Annotated in this window: 14 protein-coding genes; 7 read left to right on the top strand and 7 right to left on the bottom strand. The window is 45.6% G+C overall.

What is annotated here, in order from left to right:
* Positions 1 to 26 precede the first annotated feature (26 nt).
* On the top strand, positions 27 to 914 hold the full coding sequence (locus FNC98_RS16025) for a DMT family transporter (protein WP_144035269.1): 888 nt from the start codon (positions 27 to 29) through the stop codon (positions 912 to 914).
* Here FNC98_RS16025 and FNC98_RS16020 read toward each other — a convergent pair.
* Complete coding sequence (locus FNC98_RS16020; RefSeq protein ID WP_144035268.1) at positions 901 to 2,403, bottom strand: guanosine-5'-triphosphate,3'-diphosphate pyrophosphatase; 1,503 nt, start codon at positions 2,401 to 2,403, stop codon at positions 901 to 903. The two genes, FNC98_RS16025 and FNC98_RS16020, sit on opposite strands and share 14 nt — an antisense overlap.
* 20 nt (positions 2,404 to 2,423) lie before the next feature.
* Positions 2,424 to 3,701, bottom strand: coding sequence for an ATP-dependent RNA helicase RhlB (rhlB, locus tag FNC98_RS16015; RefSeq protein ID WP_144035267.1), 1,278 nt, complete (start codon positions 3,699 to 3,701; stop codon positions 2,424 to 2,426).
* A 249-nt stretch (positions 3,702 to 3,950) separates the two neighbouring features.
* Here rhlB and trxA point away from each other — a divergent pair, with 249 nt between their 5' ends.
* The 6 genes from trxA (at position 3,951) to FNC98_RS15985 (ending at position 13,965) form a co-directional block, all read left to right on the top strand.
* Entirely contained in the window at positions 3,951 to 4,277 is a 327-nt protein-coding gene (gene trxA / locus FNC98_RS16010; protein WP_144035266.1) for a thioredoxin TrxA, read from the top strand.
* Between the two features lie 315 nt (positions 4,278 to 4,592).
* On the top strand, positions 4,593 to 5,852 hold the full coding sequence (gene rho / locus FNC98_RS16005; RefSeq protein ID WP_144035265.1) for a transcription termination factor Rho: 1,260 nt from the start codon (positions 4,593 to 4,595) through the stop codon (positions 5,850 to 5,852).
* Positions 5,853 to 5,979: 127 nt separating this feature from the next.
* Positions 5,980 to 7,095, top strand: coding sequence for a 23S rRNA pseudouridine(2604) synthase RluF (rluF, locus tag FNC98_RS16000; RefSeq protein WP_221932897.1), 1,116 nt, complete (start codon positions 5,980 to 5,982; stop codon positions 7,093 to 7,095).
* A gap of 451 nt (positions 7,096 to 7,546) precedes the next feature.
* Positions 7,547 to 7,918, top strand: a complete 372-nt coding sequence (locus tag FNC98_RS15995; RefSeq protein WP_144035264.1) for a VOC family protein — start codon at positions 7,547 to 7,549, stop codon at positions 7,916 to 7,918.
* A gap of 501 nt (positions 7,919 to 8,419) precedes the next feature.
* Positions 8,420 to 10,177: an autotransporter assembly complex family protein gene (locus FNC98_RS15990; RefSeq protein ID WP_185968007.1), complete on the top strand. Its 1,758-nt coding sequence runs from the start codon at positions 8,420 to 8,422 to the stop codon at positions 10,175 to 10,177.
* Positions 10,177 to 13,965, top strand: a complete 3,789-nt coding sequence (locus FNC98_RS15985) for a translocation/assembly module TamB domain-containing protein (RefSeq protein WP_144035262.1) — start codon at positions 10,177 to 10,179, stop codon at positions 13,963 to 13,965. Before FNC98_RS15990 ends, FNC98_RS15985 begins: the two co-directional genes overlap by 1 nt.
* 120 nt (positions 13,966 to 14,085) lie before the next feature.
* Here FNC98_RS15985 and FNC98_RS15980 read toward each other — a convergent pair whose 3' ends face one another.
* The 5 genes from FNC98_RS15980 to FNC98_RS15960 form a co-directional block, all read right to left on the bottom strand.
* Positions 14,086 to 16,320 (bottom strand): amylo-alpha-1,6-glucosidase, encoded by a 2,235-nt coding sequence (locus FNC98_RS15980; protein ID WP_144035261.1) that lies wholly within the window; start codon positions 16,318 to 16,320, stop codon positions 14,086 to 14,088.
* Positions 16,321 to 16,430: 110 nt separating this feature from the next.
* The gene (locus FNC98_RS15975) at positions 16,431 to 16,895 is read right to left on the bottom strand and encodes a hypothetical protein (protein ID WP_144035260.1); all 465 of its coding nucleotides are present in this window, start codon (positions 16,893 to 16,895) and stop codon (positions 16,431 to 16,433) included.
* A 37-nt stretch (positions 16,896 to 16,932) separates the two neighbouring features.
* Positions 16,933 to 17,850 (bottom strand): aldo/keto reductase family oxidoreductase, encoded by a 918-nt coding sequence (locus tag FNC98_RS15970; protein WP_144035259.1) that lies wholly within the window; start codon positions 17,848 to 17,850, stop codon positions 16,933 to 16,935.
* A 43-nt stretch (positions 17,851 to 17,893) separates the two neighbouring features.
* Positions 17,894 to 19,402: a tryptophan halogenase family protein gene (locus FNC98_RS15965; protein ID WP_144035258.1), complete on the bottom strand. Its 1,509-nt coding sequence runs from the start codon at positions 19,400 to 19,402 to the stop codon at positions 17,894 to 17,896.
* 1 nt (position 19,403) lies between these two features.
* On the bottom strand, positions 19,404 to 20,894 hold the full coding sequence (locus FNC98_RS15960; RefSeq protein WP_144035257.1) for a tryptophan halogenase family protein: 1,491 nt from the start codon (positions 20,892 to 20,894) through the stop codon (positions 19,404 to 19,406).
* Positions 20,895 to 20,914: the final 20 nt, after the last annotated feature.

Genomic DNA, 20,914 nt, shown 5'->3' with positions numbered 1-20,914 from the left:
TTCATTCGCAGGTAAACAGTTAATTGATGCAGGTCGGTAAATCTGATTATTTTCAGCTGCATATCGCAGTCTTATTATTTTCTCTGTGTGCGTTATTTGCCTACTGGGTAAATACCGGCCCGATACATATCGTCTTTGGCCGAACCTTTTTTGCATCTCTTGGCCTGGCGGTCTTGCTAGCGGTGAACCCTTCCCTTACGTTTTCTTCGGGCACCATTAAGCGGCGCTTATTGATATTGTCATCGATATTACTGGTGTTGCACTGGCTGACATTTTTTTATGCAGTGCAACAGGCCAGCGTATCAGTCGCATTGATAACTTTTGCCAGTTATCCTCTTTGGGTGCTGTTTATTAGCTTGCTTCGGGGGGGCGTGGTGTCGCCTTGGACCATGTTAGGTCAGGCGTTACTGATTATACTGGGGGTGGCTCTGGTAACCTGGAATCAATCGATGACGGATTTAACTCTGACTACCAGCGGCGTGATAGCCGGTATTGTCTCGGCGATGCTCTTCGCCTGGTTAACGTTTTTGAATCAGACTCTATTGGTGCATAGCTCACCCCTGAGCCTGACCTTTTGGCAAAACGCCCTGGCATCCTTCTGGTTACTGCCCTTCGTTGTTTTTCTGCCATTTACTGGTGATGGATTAGATGTGGCAAAATTGCTGTTACTTGGCGTGGTATTTACTGCCCTTTCACACACTCTGCTACTCAACGCGATGCGCACGGTCCCGGCATTTTTGGTGAGTGTCAGTGTCTGCTTAGAACCTGCTTATGGGATATTGGCCGCCGCTATGTTGTTTTCGGAACCACTTACCTTGTTAGTGATCATTGGCATGGTGTTGGTTTTGATCAGTAATGTCTGGGCCCTGAAAGAACAGCAACAGCAGCCAAAGAGGCTGGTTAAATCCGAATAATACTAAGTTCGATATCGAGTTTGGCGATATCGATGATTTCCTGCTTCAGTTCTGCCGAAACCAGCGGATGTTGTTTTAACCAGGCGTCAGGTAAGGTGAGTTTCAAGGTTTTATCAACACCAGTGATGGAGAATTCGGGCATCACATCGTCTTTCCGGCGTTTCGATAAAATTACCGACAAGCGTAATATCGCCAGCAGTTGGCAAGCTGACCACAGCGGTGCAAAGGTTTGCCGATTAAGCAGCGTAACATCAACATCGGTTTTGTAATTACCAACTAACGCACAAAGTAACAGACGTTCGGGTGTTGAAAAACCGGCTAAATCCGCATGCTGAAGGATATAGACCGCGTGCTGTTTATTGCCCTTGTATTCGAGCTGTAAACCGATTTCATGCAACACACAGGCGGATTGCAAAATACTGCGATAATGCTGTGCAAACTGCCAGGTAGAAAGCAATTGCTGACAAGCCTGATCAGCGATGTCGGCAACGCGATAGGCTTGTCGCTCATCAATATTGAATCGAGCCATCAGGCCGTTTAATGTTCGCATGCGAATATTGACATTGCGCATATTCGGCAACAATTCGTACAACAAGCCTTCGCGAATCGCGCCACCAGCAAGTTGTAACTCGTCGATTTTCAGATTTTCAAATAAAGCGATTAGAATCGCTAAACCACTGGCGAATACCGGTTTTCGCTCGTTTACCAGACCGGTGATATCGAGTGAATTGAGGTTGCCACAAGCTAACACTTGTTGCTTTAACTCCTGCAGCTTTACGAGATTTATTATTGGTAAGCGACCCTGTGCGGTTAGCACTTCCATAATCGCTTGCAAGGTTCCAGAAACTCCCAGAGCACTTTCCCAGTTGGCATCACGGTAAGCGTGTTCAAAAGGCGTGAGAACCTTTTTGGCTTGGGCATTTGCAGCCTTAAACGCGGCTTCGCTGTATATGTTTTCGGGGAAGAACTGCTGATTAAAGGTTACACAACCCATATCCAGAGACTGCATTAGTTGTGGATCAAAACCCTGCCCGACAATCAGCTCTGTGCTGGCACCGCCAATATCAATAACCAGGCGATTATTCTGAGAAATGGTGGTGTGGGCAACGCCCAGGTAAATCAGCTTGGCTTCCTCATCACCACTGATAACAGTGATTTTATGGCCAAGGATTTGCTCTGCACGTTCCAGGAATGTTTTGGCATTTTTAGCAATGCGTAAGGTTGCTGTGGCGACTATTTGAATATTCTCTGCGGGAATATCCTGAAGGCGCTCGGCAAAAAAGCTTAAACATTCCCAGCCTCGGGCCATGGATTTGCTGTCTAGTTCACCCTGTTCATTTAACCCGGAAGCAAGGCGAACTTTGCGCTTCACTTTATCTACCACCTGGACGCTATCAGCGACCAGGCGGGAGATCATCATGTGGAAACTATTAGAACCTAGATCGATGACGGCATAAAGCGGTTGATTATGAGACGGTTTTTCTGCCATCAGCCATTGATCCTGATTCTCTAGTGTTTTGGACGACGCTGTGGAGGTCGGCTATTGCCTTGTTTACCACTCTTGCCACCGCGACCGCCGCGAGGTTGATGACGACGTTGCTTAGGTTTTGGTTTAGGTAAATCGGTTAACAGCGCGTCTGGGTCGTATTTACTGACCGGCAAACTGTGCTCAATATATTCTTCAATGGCCGGCAGGTTAAATACATAGTCCTCACAGGCAAAACTGATAGCATGACCGGTTGCACCAGCGCGGCCTGTACGACCTATTCGGTGCACATAATCTTCACAGTCGTCCGGTAAATCGTAATTGAATACATGGGTAACACTAGGAATATGCAGGCCTCGTGCAGCAACATCAGTAGCAACCAAGATATCAACATGTCCCTGAGTGAATTGTTCGAGGATCTTCAGACGCTTTTTCTGAACCACGTCGCCAGTCAGTAACCCCACTCGAAGATTGTCCGCGTGCAGATGAGCGTAGATGTTTTCGCAACCGTGCTTGGTATTAGCAAAGATGATGGCTTTATCTGGCCACTCTTCTTCAATCAGGGTTTGCAATAACGCCATTTTATCTTTATTTGAGGGGTAGAATAGCTCTTCAGAGATGCGCACATTGGTTTTTTGCTCAGGTTCAACCTCAACGCTTACCGGGTCGTTCATATGCTCGAATGCCAGTTCCTTCACTCTGAATGACAAGGTTGCTGAATAAAGCATATTCATACGTTCAGTTGCCGGTGGCATTTTACGGAACAAATAGCGAATGTCTTTGATAAAGCCCAAATCGAACATACGATCCGCTTCATCCAACACGACAGCTTCGATATGGTTAAGTTTGTATACACCTTGCTTGTAGTAATCAATCAGTCGGCCACAGGTGCCGATTAAAATATCCACACCATTTTGCAGTTCCTGGCGTTGACTTTCGTAACCCTCACCCCCATATACCACTCCAAGGCGCAATCCTGTTGATTTGGCCATGGCCAAAGCATCTCTATGGATTTGAATTGCCAATTCCCGGGTCGGGGCCATTAAGATGGCGCGAGGCTGATTATGGTCGGACTTTGGCTTTTGTAGCAAGTGATGAAAAGTCGCAGCCAGAAAGGCAATGGTTTTACCTTCACCAGTTTGTGCTTGTCCGGCAATATCCTTGCCCGACAAAAGAATAGGTAACGATTTAGCCTGAATCGTCGTGCAGTATTGAAAGCCCATCGACTCAAGGCCTGTCACTACTTGTGGTGCCAGTTCGAAGTCGGAAAACTTACTTTCGGTTAAATGTGTTTTTTTCATACGCAAAAGAATAACACTATCTAACTGATCAATTAAGTAATATCTGGTTAATAAATGCCTAATTGCACTTATCGTAGAGCGCAAAATCGGGATTGAGTAACTTATAACGCAATTTTCTATAAGAAAAGGCATGAAATTCGTTACTCTATTGTTACAAACATTGGTTAACTCTTGCATTAACGAGTTAGATCGATAAGATTATGCAACATTGTTGGCAGACAAAACCCTGCCTTTCTAACGGAGATAAAAATGAGCGAGAAAATTGTTCAGCTTACAGATGACAGCTTTGATGCTGATGTTATAAATGCTTCTGGTCCGGTTCTTGTGGACTTTTGGGCAGAGTGGTGTGGTCCTTGTAAAATGATCGCTCCAATCCTGTCAGAAGTTGCTGAAGAATACGAAGGTAAGGTAACGGTAGCAAAACTGAATATCGATCAGAATTCAGGTACGCCACCTAAGTACGGTATCCGTGGTATCCCTACCCTGTTATTGTTCAAAGACGGTGCAGTAGCAGATACAAAAGTAGGTGCACTATCTAAAAACCAACTAAAAGAGTTTTTAGACGCCAATCTATAATTGCTTGATGAAAAGGCCGGTTTCCCGGCCTTTTTGTATATGGATGCATGTCGTCGAGAAAAAGTCTCCATGGTATCTCGACATACCGTAAATCCGTTTACGTACCCTGTACGGGCTATGAATGGCGATTGTACCTGGCAGGTTTTGTTTCCTTTTCCACAAATTTTTTGTGGAATTGGCCGATAGCTTTACCTAAGCGTTTTTTAATGCTAACTTAAACAACATACATATCTTTTTAATCCATAAACCTTTTCGTTCTGACCGCTTCCCGGCGCGTTAAAACATTGCAAACACATACATAACAAGACCCATCCTATGAATCTAATTGAACTCAAAGATAAACCTATTGGCGATCTGATTAAGCTTGCTGAATCTATGAAGCTTGAACATTTAGCCAGAACCCGCAAACAAGATGTCATTTTCGCGATTCTTAAAGCCCACGCAAAAAGTGGTGAAGACATTTTTGGCGGCGGTGTTTTAGAAATTCTTCAAGACGGTTTTGGATTCTTACGATCGGCAGATTCATCTTACTTAGCAGGCCCGGATGATATCTATGTATCACCAAGCCAGATTCGACGCTTCAGTCTACGTACCGGTGATACCATTTTCGGTAAAATCCGACCACCAAAAGACGGCGAACGCTATTTTGCCCTGCTAAAAGTCAATGAAGTTAACTTCGACAAACCTGAAAACTCCCGCAACAAAATCCTTTTCGAAAACTTAACACCAATTCACGCTAATCATCGTTTAACCATGGAACGTGGTAACGGTTCTACGGAAGATATTACCGCCCGTGTACTGGATTTAGCATCGCCAATTGGTAAAGGTCAGCGTGGTTTGATTGTTGCACCACCGAAAGCGGGTAAAACCTTATTACTACAGAACATTGCCCAAAGTATTGCCCACAACCACCCAGAGTGTGAGTTGATGGTATTGCTGATTGACGAACGTCCGGAAGAAGTTACCGAGATGCAGCGCCTGGTAAAAGGTGAAGTGGTTGCATCAACCTTTGATGAGCCAGCGTCTCGTCACGTTCAGGTTGCAGAAATGGTTATCGAAAAAGCCAAGCGCTTAACAGAGCACAAAAAGGACGTGGTTATCCTGCTTGATTCCATTACTCGTCTGGCTCGCGCATACAACACCGTCATCCCTTCATCAGGTAAAATCCTAACCGGTGGTGTTGATGCCAATGCTTTACATCGTCCGAAGCGTTTCTTCGGTGCCGCCCGTAACATTGAAGAAGGTGGTAGCTTAACAATCATCGCAACCGCACTGGTAGAAACCGGTTCGAAGATGGATGAAGTTATCTACGAAGAATTTAAAGGTACCGGTAACATGGAATTACACTTGTCTCGCAAGATTGCCGAGAAGCGTGTATTCCCTGCGATTCACTTTAACCGCAGTGGTACTCGTCGTGAAGAGCTTCTTACGAAGCCAGATGAGCTACAGAAGATGTGGATTTTGCGTAAGATCGTTCACGAGATGGGCGAAATTGACGCCATGGAATTCATGATTGATAAACTGGCAATGACCAAGACCAATGATGAGTTCTTCAATTCCATGAAACGAAACTAATCGTTTCATCGCTTATTTTTTAAAGGGAAGCTTCGGCTTCCCTTTTTTAATTGTGTCGATATAGTGCAAACGCTTAGGCTATGAGCGATAATTGCCGCCATCAACCTTTATCTTGTAGAGCAAGTATTTGACGGAAGTAACGGGCAAGCGCCTGAATAAATTTATCAGCGAATCGGGATTTTGTTCTCGCCGTGAAGCGGATAAATTGATTGAAGAGCAGCGGGTAACCATTAATGGCAAGCTACCTGAGCTTGGCACTAAAGTGATGCCTGAAGATAAGGTTCAGGTTGATGGTAAAACCATAGCCGCCACTCCGGAAAATAAATCTGATCGTATCTATATCGCTTACAACAAGCCGATTGGCATCACCTGCACCACCGAACGACAGGTGAAAGGTAATATCATTGATGCCATTGGTCACCGCGAGCGGATTTTTCCAATTGGACGACTGGATAAACCATCGGAAGGTCTGATTTTTCTGACCAGCGATGGCGATATCGTCAATAAAATCCTGCGCGCTGAAAATGCTCATGATAAAGAGTACATCGTCACTGTCGATAAACCGTTATCGCCACGCTTTGCCGAACGTATGTCTCGCGGTGTGCCGATATTAGGTACGGTTACTAAGCCTTGCGAAGTGAACATTCTCAGCAAGTATGTGTTTAAAATTATTCTTACCCAGGGGCTTAATCGACAAATTCGTCGTATGTGCGAATACCTTGGCTATGAAGTGACAAAGCTTAAACGCACTCGGATTATGTCGGTTAGTTTGGATAAGTTAAAACCGGGGCAGTGGCGTAACCTGACCCATCGCGAGATGCGAGATATCAATGCGGCCGTAGCGACATCGAGTAAGACCGCGCCTGAGAGCGTGCAATCACAAACTGCACCGCAAAGATCTGTCACAGATAAAAAATTCGAAAACCGACCTGCAAACCGAACACAAACCCGACCATCAACCAGAACAGGGGATTCATCCGCATCGAATCGAAGACGTCGCTCAGACAATCGCGATAATCGAAATGACAAGGGCAGAGCTGGTAGAAAGCCTCAAAGCGATGGTGTCAGCCGTCGAGTAGAAAAGGATTCAAGAAATCAGGATAAGGCCAATGCTAAACGACCGGCAAAACCGCAATCCAATGAGCCCCAAAAACCGGCACCACATAACAAGCCCAATTCTAAAACACTAGCTCGGACTGACCGTGCTAAGTCCCGAAAAGGCACGCTAAGCCTGAAAAAATAACGACTAGATTCCGTGCAGTATCACGGAATGACGATTATCTTGCGTCATCCCGGCAACGGCCGGGATCTCTCTCACGCTGAGTTCTTATCGGCATTAAGTTAAAACTTTAACTTTAGATTCCGTGCAGTGTCACGGAATGACGCAAGGTTTTTTCTTACACTCCCACCTCCCACCAGCGAAGCTTACCTCACTCGAAGTGGCGTTTTTTTGCCACGTACCCGAAGCGATGCTGTCTATCGCGTACTCGAAGTGGCGTTTTTTTGCCACGTACCCGAAGCGATGCTGTCTATCGCGTACTCGAAGTGGCGTTTTCTGCCACGTACCCGAAGCGATGTTGTCTATCGCGTTCCCGGAGTATCGCCCCGCGATACGCCCTTAATGATCGCTTTAGCGCTCAATTTCATCTACAGTTAGAAAACACCTGCAAACACTAATTGTGGAGAATAACTCAATGAAATTAGGTGCTTTTTCGGTTTCTCTGGCGGTAAAGGATATTCAGGCTTCGAAGCAGTTTTATGAAAAGCTGGGGTTCAGTCAGATAGGTGGCGAGCTAGAGCAAAACTGGTGTATTTTGCAAAATGGTGACCACATCATTGGTTTATTTCAGGGCATGTTTGAGAAAAATATGCTGACCTTTAATCCCGGCTGGGACCAAAAAGCCACGAATCTCGATGAATTTGATGATGTCCGTGATATTCAGGCCTATTGCAAGCAACAGGGGTTAACCTTGTTATCTGAGGTCAATGGTGAACCTTCGGGCCCAGGCAGCTTTATGCTCGAAGATCCGGATGGTAATCCGATATTGATTGACCAACACCGCTGAGCACAGAATAAACAAATTTTGGGTATCAGTATCCAGTTTTCAGAAATGCACAAAGTATCGCCAGACGCTATTTTTTATTGTATGCCAGAAATGCAATGTACTCATAGAAATAAGCTAATTGCTAAGGCGCTCATTGATGGATTGCTTTTCCACCGCTCGATAACTGCTCACTTCCTGGTGTCTGTGCGTTATTCTGCCTGCCGATAATCGAAGACTGTAAGTGCTGTCTTCCACCTACCACCTCCTTCTTCCACCTCCGCCAATTCCCCAACCTTTTCAAAACCATTTCTTTAATAATATTCAATTTGTTATCGTATTTTCTTTAACTGTTGCCATACTCTGTATAAGGCTCGAAATCTTTTGTTTTTTCCCAATGATAATCGCCCCCTGAAAATGAGGTTTGTGTTGCATTTTTTGCCATGGATGATGCGAGAAAATCTTCCCCTAGTGATAATGACTACGAAATTTTGGTCAGGTTTTTGTGTATTTCTCATATTATGCTTGTTTAGTGGGAAGCTTGTTGCCGCCAACTTGCAGGTAAAACTCCCCGACGACTTACCACAAAAATTTAAACGCAATATTCGCGCTCACTTAGGTGAACTCCCCGACACTGAGACAAAAAGAGAAGGTTTTGTGTTTACTGCAGAAGATAAAACCACCACAGCTCTACAGGCGATGGGGTATTACCGCAGTGAAATCGATGTGCGCATTGACAAAGATGTGGTGAAAGATGATGAGAAAATCTGGCGATTACATATCGATGTGGTACTTAATGAGCCAACCCGTTATTCAGACATACTCATTGATATTCAGGGAGAAGCTGAGCTCGACAGTCAATTTGTAGAGTTAGTCACGGAAATCCAGACAAAGTTACTCAAATCCAACGATATTGTCGATCACAGTGTATATGAATCGGTAAAATCAAAAATTTCAAATTTGGCCTTGGATCGCGGTTATTTCGAAGGGCGATATTTGCGCTCTCGCCTGGCAATCCAGGAGGATTATACCAGTGCCGATGTTGAGCTGGTTTACTTAAGTGGCCGGCGCTACTATCTTGGCGAGGTGATATTTTCTGAATTCGATCTGGATCCTGAGCTGCTCGAAGTGCTCATCCCTTTCGATGTCGGCGAACCTTATACAAGCCAGAAATTATTACAGTTTCAAAGCTTGCTGCAACAAACTCAGTATTTCGGAAACTTACTTGTAGTCCCGGATTTAAAAAATCCGGTAAATCAGCTAATACCGGTTAACGTAACTCTTGGCGAGACGAAATCCCATTATGTCGATGTCGGTTTTGGCTTTGCAACTGACACTCTGTTTCGCGTCTCTACCAGTTGGCGCACGCCAAAGATAAATAGCAAGGGCCACAGTCAGGAAACCAGGTTTGAATATTCGCAAATCAATCCCACTGGGCGGTTCACTTACCGTATTCCTCTTTCTGATCCGCTCAAAGACCTGCTGCAGCTGCAGTTGACGTTTGAGGATGATGAGTACGGAGGACTGGTCGGAAAATACTTAGAAGGACGAATTGCAAATGTACGCATCTACGAGCGTTGGAGTGCCCAATATTACACTCGTTTTCTGGCAGAGCGCTGGCGCATCGAAGATCTACCTAAAGAGATAGCCGAGGATGAGGTGGAGAGTGGTAGCTATCTGATGCCCGGAGTGATTTTTTCCCGCACGTCCCGAAAAGGCCCTCAGCTTGATCCATCTTGGGGGTTCAGTCAGTACTACATGTTCGAGGGTGGTGCCGAAGGCGCAGGGTCGGATATCAGCATACTTCGCGCGATTGCTCGATGGCGTTTCATCACCACGCCGACGCGCCGTCATCGCCTGGTATTTCGGGCAGAGGTCGGAATTTCCGATATCTTCGATGCACCGAAATCGGAACTGGCGCCTTCGTTACGTTTTTTTGCTGGCGGCGATCTGAGTATTCGTGGCTTCGATTATCAGTCCCAGGGACCCACACAGATTATCAATGAAGGCGAGTTTGCCGGAGAAGAGGTGGTCGTTGGCGGTAAACGTATTGCCCTGGCCAGTGCTGAATATCAATACTATTTTACCGATAAAATACGGGGCGTAGTGTTTACCGATGCTGGTAATGCCACCGACGATATTCGCATTGATCCGGTTTATTCCGTCGGGTTTGGAGCGCACTATATTTCTCCGGTTGGCGCTATCCGGGTTGATTTTGGTTATGGTATTAGTGAGGACGATCCCAGCTGGAAGATACATATAAATCTGGGAGCGGAATTGTAATGTTAAAGCGATTGCTAAAGTGGGTTATCGCGCCGATCACATTATTGTTACTTTTGCTAACGTTACTGTTGTTTACCCAATGGGGTAATCGCCTATTACTGGCAGGTGTAAATACCTTATCTGTTGTCGATATTCAGTTCCGGCAAGGCCATCTGTTAGGACAGGCTGAATTTGATCAGATTCGAATCAATCTTGATGGTATCGACATCGAGCTTAACGACGTTGGTTATCAGTTAGAAGGTCGGTGTTTAGCGATGAAGCGACTTTGTATGCCCTGGCTGAAGGCAAAATCGATACTGGTCAACATGACGGTTACAGATACTGACAGTGAACCAGAGCCGGAGCCGCCTTCACATGCATTGATTAACCTGCCTATCGGTATCGATATCGGCTTAATTGCAGTGGATAAAATCCATTTTGTTAACCCAGGCGTCGACGTTCAGGTAACCGCGCTTAAAACGGCGATAACTGGTCAAAACAGCCGGATTAATATTGCCAACACCTCCCTGAGTCAAGTTGAGGTGGCAACCCTTTCATCGGCTGGTGAGGCTAACGACGTAGCAGCGAACAATCCATCTCAGTCATCGCCGGCAACGCCCGAACAGTGGCCGTTGGCAACGCTTCCAGATATTTTCATTCCTATTGATTTACGGGTTGCACAAATCGCAATCGCCGATATCGATCTTACCCTCGCGACTACCGACGAACCAAAACCCGTGGTTAATCTGAGAGATTTTTTATTGGCCCTCGATTGGTCAGGGTATCAATTGAATATTACCGAATTGGCTCTCGAGGCCAAGGACTATGGTAATGCTGAATTAACTGGCAATATCGATTGGCAAACGCCCTGGGCGATGAATCTTCAGGCGAATACGCAAATTTCTCATTTCCCATGGTATACGGAACTGGAACAAAGTGAACAGACCCTAAAGGTTGCCGGTAATTTGTCGGAATTGGAGCTGCAATTGGTGAACGCTGGCAAGGTGCCGGTATCGGTTGATGTACGTGGCGATCTTATTGACTCGACGTTGCCGTTTGTTGCCAATGTTCAGAGTCGTCGTATCGACCTGACAGCACTCGTTGGTGAGAAATTCATTGTTGAAAATAGTCAGTCACAGTTATTTGGTAACCTTGGCCAGCAACAAATCAATAGTGATATTCAGTTAACCGGCTTTGGTTACGAGCAGGCAAGCATTAATCTTACGGGAACTCACAGTGAGCAAGTTTTAGATATTTCGAAATTACGCTTTGCTGACAAGAGCAGCAATAGCGCATTGAACGGTCAGCTCAATCTTGATTACAGTGAAAATTTTCGCATTAAAACCGACCTCAATATTCCATCATTATCACTGCCGCGACTGCAATTTAACGGTCAGCCCCTTACCGGCAGGGTGAATGGGCAGCTGCACTTATTGGCAATGCTGGATCAAAACGATTTACCCGAAAGTCTGGAAAAACCGGGTAGTTGGCAGGTTTCTTCCTACAATTCAAGTTTACAGGGAGTTATCAATGAACATCCCTTGTCTTTGCTGGCAAATTTCTCAATCGATAACAATTTACGCCTCGACGATGGCAAATTCGAGGTTACCCTGGCGGATTCACAGCTTAATATCCAAGGTTACAGTGATGAAAACTGGCATCTACAGGGGCAATGGCAAGGAGCCAGGTTCCAACGTTGGTTTGAGGACATTAAGGGGCAACTAGCGGGGGATATCAGTGTCACCGGCGCAATTGATGATCCCAACATCGAATTACTGGCCAGATTACAGGCATTTTCGATGCAGACGATTCAGGTTCCAGAGGCGGTGCTTGCGCTCAATTATTTTCCAGTCAGGGAGCACAAAGCCAATATTGAAGTTACCTCCAGTACGCTAAAAATTCAGGATAAAAAAGTCACCGACATCAAGTTACAACTCGATGGTGACATTAATGCGCAAACACTACAGTTAAGCAGCAGCGGCGATATTTTTCTGGCGTTATCTTTAGAGAATAAGCTCGATTTGCAGGCACAACGCAGTCAGTTGCAAATCAGTGATGCCAGTATCGGCTTTGAGGGAATCGAATGGCAATTACAGCAAGCATTGCAGGCGAAGATTAATCTGAAAACTTCCGAGGCGCAGATTATGCCCCATTGCTGGAACCACGCCGATAATAACATCTGTGTGAGCAGGCAAAGTCAACTGGGTGCCGATGGTGATCTGCATCTGAACTGGTCACTGACTCTCGATGATTACGATGAGCTGATGTTGGGTAAAGTGCTTGAGCTAGAGACGGCGATTGATGGTGAAGCCCAGGCTTCATGGACAGCGGGGCAATTGGACGCGCTGGCATTGGTAAATCATTTGCAAAGTGGGCAATTAACCTTGATCAGTGAAAATAAAAGCGCCGAGCTGATTCGTTGGCAGCAAGGCAAGATTGAGGTAACTGCCAATGAACAACAAGCAAAGGTTAATCTGTTTATAGATAAAGATGAAAACAGCCAGTTTTTAGCCGGAGACATGACTGTTGATTTACAGCAATCACCGTATCCTATTTCCGGAAAACTCAATATCGAGCGATTTCGCATTCAGCTACTGGAAGAATTAGTACCGGGGATCAGCAAAGCCCGCGGAGACATTTCTTCTAAATTGGCTATTTCTGGTACCGTTGCAAAGCCTGCCATGAACGGGCGTCTGTCGCTGCATGATGGCGAGTTTCAGACCTATCAGAGTCCCAACAGCATCGATGACATCAATGTTGACGTAGAGTTTTCCGGACAACAGGCGGATGTAAATGGTGGTTTTAAAATTCGTAATTTTCCGGCTGAGCTAACTGCGACTGCCGAATGGCAACAGGGGGTGGAGGCAAATGCCAGGCTATTTTCCGAGAAATTGCCGCTGTTATTTCCCCCCAACCTGGATGCAGTGATCGCCACGGATATACGTTTTGCGTATGCCAAGCAAAAAGGGCTGGTGAGCGGTGAAGTTGAGGTTTTAGACGGGTTAATGGTACTGGAGAATCTTCCTGAAGGCAGCATAGATGTCAGTGACGATGCGGTTATCGTCGATGCATCCGGGAAACAGGTGAAGCAAGTCACTCAATTTGGTCTGGCCACGGATGTTGATTTACTCATTAAACCTGAATTTCGATTAAAGGGACAAGGATTTACTGGCAACCTTGGTGGCAAGCTAAAAATACGCCAAGAAGCCCGCCAACCATTGCAGTTATTTGGCTTATTGAAGATACTCAATGGCGAATATAAAGCTTATGGTCAGGATTTACAGGTTGAGAGTGGCGAGATTTCCTTTGCTGGCTCTCCGTCAAATCCGAATATTAATGTAAAAGCCATACGCGAGATCAAAGACGAAAATGTAGTGGTTGGGTTGTCAATTGTCGGGCCTACCGAGGCATTAAATCTTAGCTTTTTCTCCAATCCTGGCATGCCTCAGCCAGAGATCATGTCTTATCTTATCCGTGGTCGCGGCCTCGACGCGGATTCCGGGGGAGGCAGTGCAGTTGGTGTGGCACTAGCCAATGCATTGACCAAGACCACGCCCATTCAAAATGTGGTACAAAATTTACCATTATTAACCGATGTCACTATCGATGCCGAAGTTGAAGATGATGTAACGCAGGCTACCATTAGCGGCTATCTCGGCGAGCGGATATTTTTAAAATATGGTATCGGCGTCTATGAACCTGTTAATGAGCTGACGGTTCGTTTATATCTGATGTCTCGATTATGGCTGGAAACCGTTTCCGGGATCGAAAACTCGGCTGATATCTATTACTCCTTTGAAATAGATTAGGCAGAACCAGACCTGGCTGCCTGCAAGTCTGATTATGTCTAATTGCAAAAGCGTGTTGTCTTTTTTAGGGCACATCTCAAACAATTCGCTACAAAATTGACCTCGAAAAATAAACACCCTCTAATTCTTGAGCCTTGGATGATTTTCAATCGCGATAGGTTTAGCAAAGCTTGCCTGTGACGAAATGGTTGTCAGTTCTTCTAAGTGATTAAGGCGCTGCTGATCGGCTGACCACTGCTGTTTATCCTGCTCTTCCCCCTGGGCATTATATTGCCCAATCGACAGGGCTTGCGCAGATAATTCAACAAGCATAATGTTTTGAGTATCGATATCAATCGTCACTGGTTTAAAGCCTGGTAAATCCAGGATAAGCTGGCCATCGATGTCGTTAAAAGCAAGCTGATAATGTTCGATAGATTCGGATTTTTTGTAGCTCACCGTCATCGTTCCACTGCCAATACGTGACTGCCACTGTAAATCTTCAAGGGAGGAAGGCAAGCGCGGTGCAAACGTTACTTGCTTTTGAATTAGATCCGGGCGCACGCCAAGGAAATCTTGATACCAGGCACGAAGCTGCTCAGCATTCGACCATGCCTGTAGGTAAGTCCCGGTAATTTTCGCCACTGACTTACCCGGATGAGGGTAGGCATCGGCATTCTCCGCCAGACCACCAACCACACCGCGTGTCAGTGCCTGCTCATTCATATTGGTGAATAATTGGAACGCTAAATCTGTATTACCCGCCTCAATCATACGTTGCATGGCAATACCATTATTCCACAGCCAAACAGTACCATTGTGGTAAGCAGCGTCCTTGTGATACGCCTCTGTCAGATGGTAAGGATAGAAATCACTATCTCGATTATCCAGTGATGCCACGCCCCAGGGATATACCAGTTGCTGCCAGGCCAACGTCGTAGCTTTGGCAATCAGGGCCTTATCTTCGATCATATCAAAGGCGTAAAACTGATTAGGGCGCAATTGCGTATCGGCGCTATCGTCCTGATTTAGATGATCGGCGAGATAGCCTTTATCCGCCAGCACAAAGTCCTTGGAGAAGTTTTGTTGTAATTTGTCCAGAGCTTGTTGCCATTGGCTTTCCGATTCTATGTCGTTGACGACTTTGGCAAAATAAATCCCGGCTTTTAACTGCTCAAACCAAAGCGCCTGAATATCATTAGCACGGGTGCCTCTTGGTGAATAAGGGACTTTGTCAGGCTCGCGGCGGGCGTCCATCCAAGTCTCATTATCGGCGTGTAATAAATATCCTTTTTTATCTACCCAGTTTTTCAATGAGCCATTGATTGAGTCTTTTACATTCGGATAAAGCTGTTCGATTAGGCTATTATCACCGCTGTACTGCACATAATGACGCATCTCGATAACGAAACGCGGAGTGCCATCGGTGGTGTGGTAATCAATATCTTCGATACGAACCCGATTTGGTACCCGTCCGAAGAATTTTGAATCCGGATCTCTATCCTGGAACTTGGCAAAAGCTGTGATCATATCCCGGGCGAAATCAAACTGCCCGGTCACCAGAGTGGCTCCAGGCAATGAAATAAAGCTATCCCGGCCCCAATATTCGTTGAACCAGGGTAAGCCAGCATAAATACCTTTACCGTGCTGATTGGTCATCAATGAATCGAGATTGAGGATTTGCCATTGCAGGGCTTTAACCAGTTCGCTATCGCTGCTATGCATCCAGGTATTGTCGTTTAACAGACTTAACATTCGTTGCTGGCGCTGTTGTTGCCATTCGCTATCATGCTGACGAACCTGATTGAGCATATCAGTGGCTTTGGCAATGCTGTCAGCGATCAGAATGTAAAAGCCTTTCTCGGAATCAGCATCGTCAGTGGACGATTGAATTGACGCAACCGCGATGACTTTATCGGTATCTTCGCTTGAACGATAAGTGCTAAGTTCGCCAACCATCAGACTTTCTTTGACCTGCTCACCGAGGATTTTGATGGTGACATCATCGGATTCGGATGTAACAGAGATACGGACAATATCCTGATTATCAAATAGGGATAACTGTACTGTCGTACCTTCAGGGTAAACACGTTCTAACTTGTGTGGGTAAACATTGACCTTGGCTTGCTGGCGTTTTAACGGCGAGCCATCGATGGCAATCTCATAATCTTGAAACAAGCGTTTTTGTGCCAGATTAAAACCGCTAAACCAGCTGTGCTCTGGATGATCATTAACATGGGTTTGAGTGTAGTAATAGCCTGAACGTTTGTTGGTGAAGGATACCGGGCGGTTTTCTTCAGCAGTGACGCTCATGCCTAACGGCTCTAAGTTGGATACGGCAGTGGACTGAGTGTCCGGGGCGAGTTCGATATTCACTTGCTTTACATTTGATGTCGGCTGACAACCTGTGGCCACTAGAAAAATTAAGTATAGGGGGAAGAAACGGTAAGACACCAAGGGGGCTCCTGATTGTAAATTAGGGGTTACTACGATCTACTGTGACTCAAACGTAGTGGCTGAGACTGTACATGGGCGACTAGCATAACATGATAGCGCAGTAGCGATTGAATTCTTCGTTGGCTGTCTTTGGCATTATTTGCCGCTGCAAACGCTTTTAAAACCTTAACTCTCTGATAAGCTCGGTAAATTAGCTCTTCCGTTGATTGCTGCAAATATTGGTTGAATTCAGGAATGGCAGCTGTTGTGGTTTTATTAAGACTCTGCGGGTTTAATTGCTCAAATTCATAGCCTTGCTGGCAGTAATGGCGAAACGCCGTGTCTTCGAGGTTTGCTAACAAGGCAGCGCAAGATTCTGGATGCTGCAGCGCTTCTGCCATCAGCGAAAGATTGATTCGTATTTCCTGTATTAATGATCGACCGGCGCCTTTAGCAAGACGTTTTGATTGCAATTGCTGCTGGTATACATCGAAAAGCTCTTTCCAAAAACTCATCCTTGATTGTTCCTTTTTACGTAACTACTGGTTGTGGCTAAGGTACTGGATGGCCATTTCTGGCTTCTAGCAGGCGATACCAGTCTTCATGACGATAGTCTAAATCTAAGGCCTGTTTTGCCATGGTAATTCGTTCAGGGTTGGTAGAACCGATGATAGGGCAAATTTGCGCTGGATTTATTAACAACCAGGCCAGCGCGATAACCCATTGCTCGCAGCCATAAAAGTCAGCCTGACGCTGATATTCCTGTTGAATGCGCGCAACATCTTCATCGCTAAAGGTATTGCCCCAGGCTTCATAAGCGACGGTAGCAATCGGACACCAGGCCATGGGAGTGATGCCATATTGTTGGCACTGATCTAAGGTGCCATTGGAAAATGCGTCGATATTATGGATATTGATTTCAATTTGATTCACCAACAATGAATCGGTCATTTTTGACTGTAGTAATTCCAGCTGGCTGGCACTGAAGTTACTCACCCCAAAGTGTTTTACTTTGCCGGACTGGCGCAGTTCATTGAGGGTGTGGGCAACGTCTTCAGCATTAAACAAATAATCTGGACGGTGCAACAGAAACATATCTAAAGCATCAACATTAAGACGCTTTAATGAACCTTCGACCTGCTTAATCAGATAATTATGGGAAAAATCGTAACGACCGACCTCACCAGCCACCGGTGTGTTTGCAAAGCGAATTCCGGCTTTTGAGGTAATTAATACCTTATTGCGCAGGTGCGGCTGAGCTTTAAGAACTTCACCAAATATTGACTCACATTCACCACCGCCATAAATATCGGCATGATCAAAGTGGTTGTAACCTTCATCAATCGCAGCTTCGATGGCACGCTTACCTTTTTCCCGATCCTGTTGTGAATTGTCACCACTGATGCGCATACATCCATAGATTAGACGGGATGATGGCATTGGCAGTTGCGGTATGGTCAGTGTCTTCATAGTTGCTCTCAATGCTTAGCTATCTCAGGTGTTTTAGTTAACTTCACTTGCGTAAATTACTCTGGTGATCACTAAAGTTTAAACTACAGCCATGTAAAAATTGCTGAATCTTCTTTTCCTGATAAAGGTCGCCCTGACCAGGTTGATTCGGTGCCAACGGTGGAAACGTACCATAACCGGCGAGTAAACAATTCCAGGAAACCGCATCGAAATGGGTATCCAGATTCTGACGCTCAATTTCTTCGTTTAAATCGCCACGTTGATACCAACAGTCGAGAATACTTAACAGCGATTGCGACAGCTTGTTGTTGTCGCGATTTGCACGCCAGTATTCGCTGTCATCACGAGTATTCAGTTTGTAATGGGCAACGATGTAATCACGAACCCGCTCGAAGCGCTCGCTAATTTTCTTATTGTATTCCGGCGCATAATGGCTGGAAAAGTTACCCTTTTCCAATAGGCTGGCAAACAGTTCAATACTGACCTGAACCAGGTGCAGAGCCGTTGCTTCCAAAGGCTCAATAAACCCTTGCGATAATCCCAGGCCAAGGCAGTTATAGGACCAATGTTCGGTTAGCTGGCCGACCTGCATTTTTAGAAAACGACATTCCTGTTCCGAATCCAATGCGCCGATATGGCGGCGAAATTCGGTTTCCGCCTGATCATTGTCGATAAAGTCGCTACTGAAAACATAACCATTGCCATAGCGACTGGTAAGCGGAATTTTCCAGCACCAGCCAGCGCTCAATGCCGTTGCTTCGGTTTCAACGGGAATTATCGAGTCCATCGAGCTTGGCATCACCACGGCAGAATCATTGAAAAGGTTCGATTTAAAGCTTTTATAAGGCACGCGTAATGCTTTTTGCATTAACAGCGAGGAAAAACCGGTGCAATCGATAAAAAAGTCAGCGCTATAGGCTTCGCCCTGATCATCGATAATGGCTTCCAGTTCGCCCTGAGGTGAGCGTTTTGCCTGGGTGATATGTGCCTGCTTGTGCTCGACGCCGGCGGCAATAGCCTTGTCCTTTAAAAACTGGCCAAGCTTGCCAGAATCAAAGTGATAGCCATACTCCATGACAAAGGGAAAATTGTCAGGGGTTAGCGGGCCTTTACCTTGATTGGCCAGCACGCCATTTAATAAAAAATCATCAGGACGGGTATGGGTGTCTAAGCCCATTCTCCGGGTTCGGCCATTAACTAAAAACGCGCGCTTGGTGAAGGTATCCACTTGCGTGGTGAACGGATGAGAATAATCAGCGATACCCGATTGCGGGCTCCAGTCCTTGAATCGAATATTCACCTTATAGGTAGCATCACACGCTGGCATCCATTGTGATTCAGGAATATTTAAGTCTTCAAAGAAGCGCTTTAGGGTTGGCGTAGAGCCCTCCCCTACGCCTATGATGCCAACGTCTTTAGATTCAATCAGGGTAATTTTTACCGATTTCTGATTGTCACAATTGCGCCAGCGGTTGGCAAACAGGTTTGCTGCCATCCAGCCGGCGGTGCCGCCACCAAGGATGAGAATGTGAAAAGGTTTTTGCTCTGCCATGTTATTGTCCACAGTAGCGCTTTAGAAATTCATCATGGCTAGGGATAGCCGAAACCGGTTCCCGTTTGATGGCTTTGATTTTTTCAAGCATAGCTTTCAATTTCGATTCCGGCATGGCGTTAGCCATCGGATGATAACTGTTTGGCACCAGGCCTTGTCCCAGCATTACCTGTAGCCATGAGCTTTCCAGGAATAAATCATTTTGATCCCGGAATAAGCGACCATCTTGTTTAAACAACTCTATTTTGTGGGCTAGCGTCTCTGGAATCTTCATATCCCGCATCTCTTGCCAGAACAGGCTATCGGTGCGCTGGTTAACGTGATAGTGAAGAATGATAAAATCACGAATTTGTTCAAATTCCAATTTTGATTGCTTGTTATATTCATCAACCATGGCGTCGTTAATACCATGATGCGGGAATAAGTGAATTAAGCGAACGACCGCTGATTGAATCAAATGAATCGATGTTGATTCCAATGGTTCCAGGAAACCACTGGAAAGTCCGACGGCGATCACATTCTTATTCCATTGCTGATAACGGCGTCCGGTTTGGAACTTAATCACTTTTGGATCGGTGATTGCTTTGCTATCAAGGTTACCTAGCAGCAACTCAGTGGCTTCATCGTCAGAATAATAGCCGCTGTTGTAAACAAGGCCGTTACCATTGCGATGTTGTAAAGGTATACGCCACTGCCAACCGCCTTTATGGGCGATAGAACGCGTATATGGCAGGGTATGCTCAAATCGTTTTGAAGCCACCGCAACGGCTCGGTCACAACGCAGCCAATGGCTCCAGTCTTCATAGCCCGTTTGCAGAGTCTGCTGAATCAATAAGCCGCGAAAGCCGGAACAATCGAGGAATAGATCACCGCTAATCAGGCTACCGTCTTTTAACTGCAGAGATTCGATGTAACCATTTTGCGAGTTTTGATGGACTTTGGCCACCGTGCCTTCGGTGCGTTGAACGCCGATCTTTTCACAGAATTTACGCAAATACTGAGCATATAATCCAGCATCAAAGTGATAGGCGTAGGGCATTTCCAGAATCGGATCCTGGTGACGGATATGAGCATATTTGCCCTCTTCGGCACAAAGGGCATTTAAGTCGTAATCCCATAACTTACTGTCATCATCTAATTCACCCGCACGTTTTAAAAAATGGTGGAAATGACAGAACGCCATGCTTTTTCCGGCGGAACCAAACGTGTGGTAATAGCTATGATTCTCGTTCTTCCAATTTTCAAACTTAATAGCCAGTTTGATCGTGCCTTGAGTTTCTCGTAAAAACTCAGCCTCATTTAAGCCAAGTACATCATTTAATAATTTGATCGGTGGTATGGTGGCTTCACCAACACCGACGGTACCAATTTCACTGGATTCTACTAATTCAACTTCGATGGCATTGCCAAGAAGCTTTTTTGATAATGCAGCGGAAATCCAACCAGATGTACCACCGCCAAGAATAACTAATTTTTTTATAGGTTGTTGCATTGTCACGAGACCTTCAACAA

Source organism: Thalassotalea sp. PS06 (assembly GCF_007197775.1).
Classification (GTDB): domain Bacteria; phylum Pseudomonadota; class Gammaproteobacteria; order Enterobacterales; family Alteromonadaceae; genus Thalassotalea_A.
Note: the sequence above shows the minus strand (reverse complement) of the source record. Positions and strands in the feature narration are given on the sequence as shown.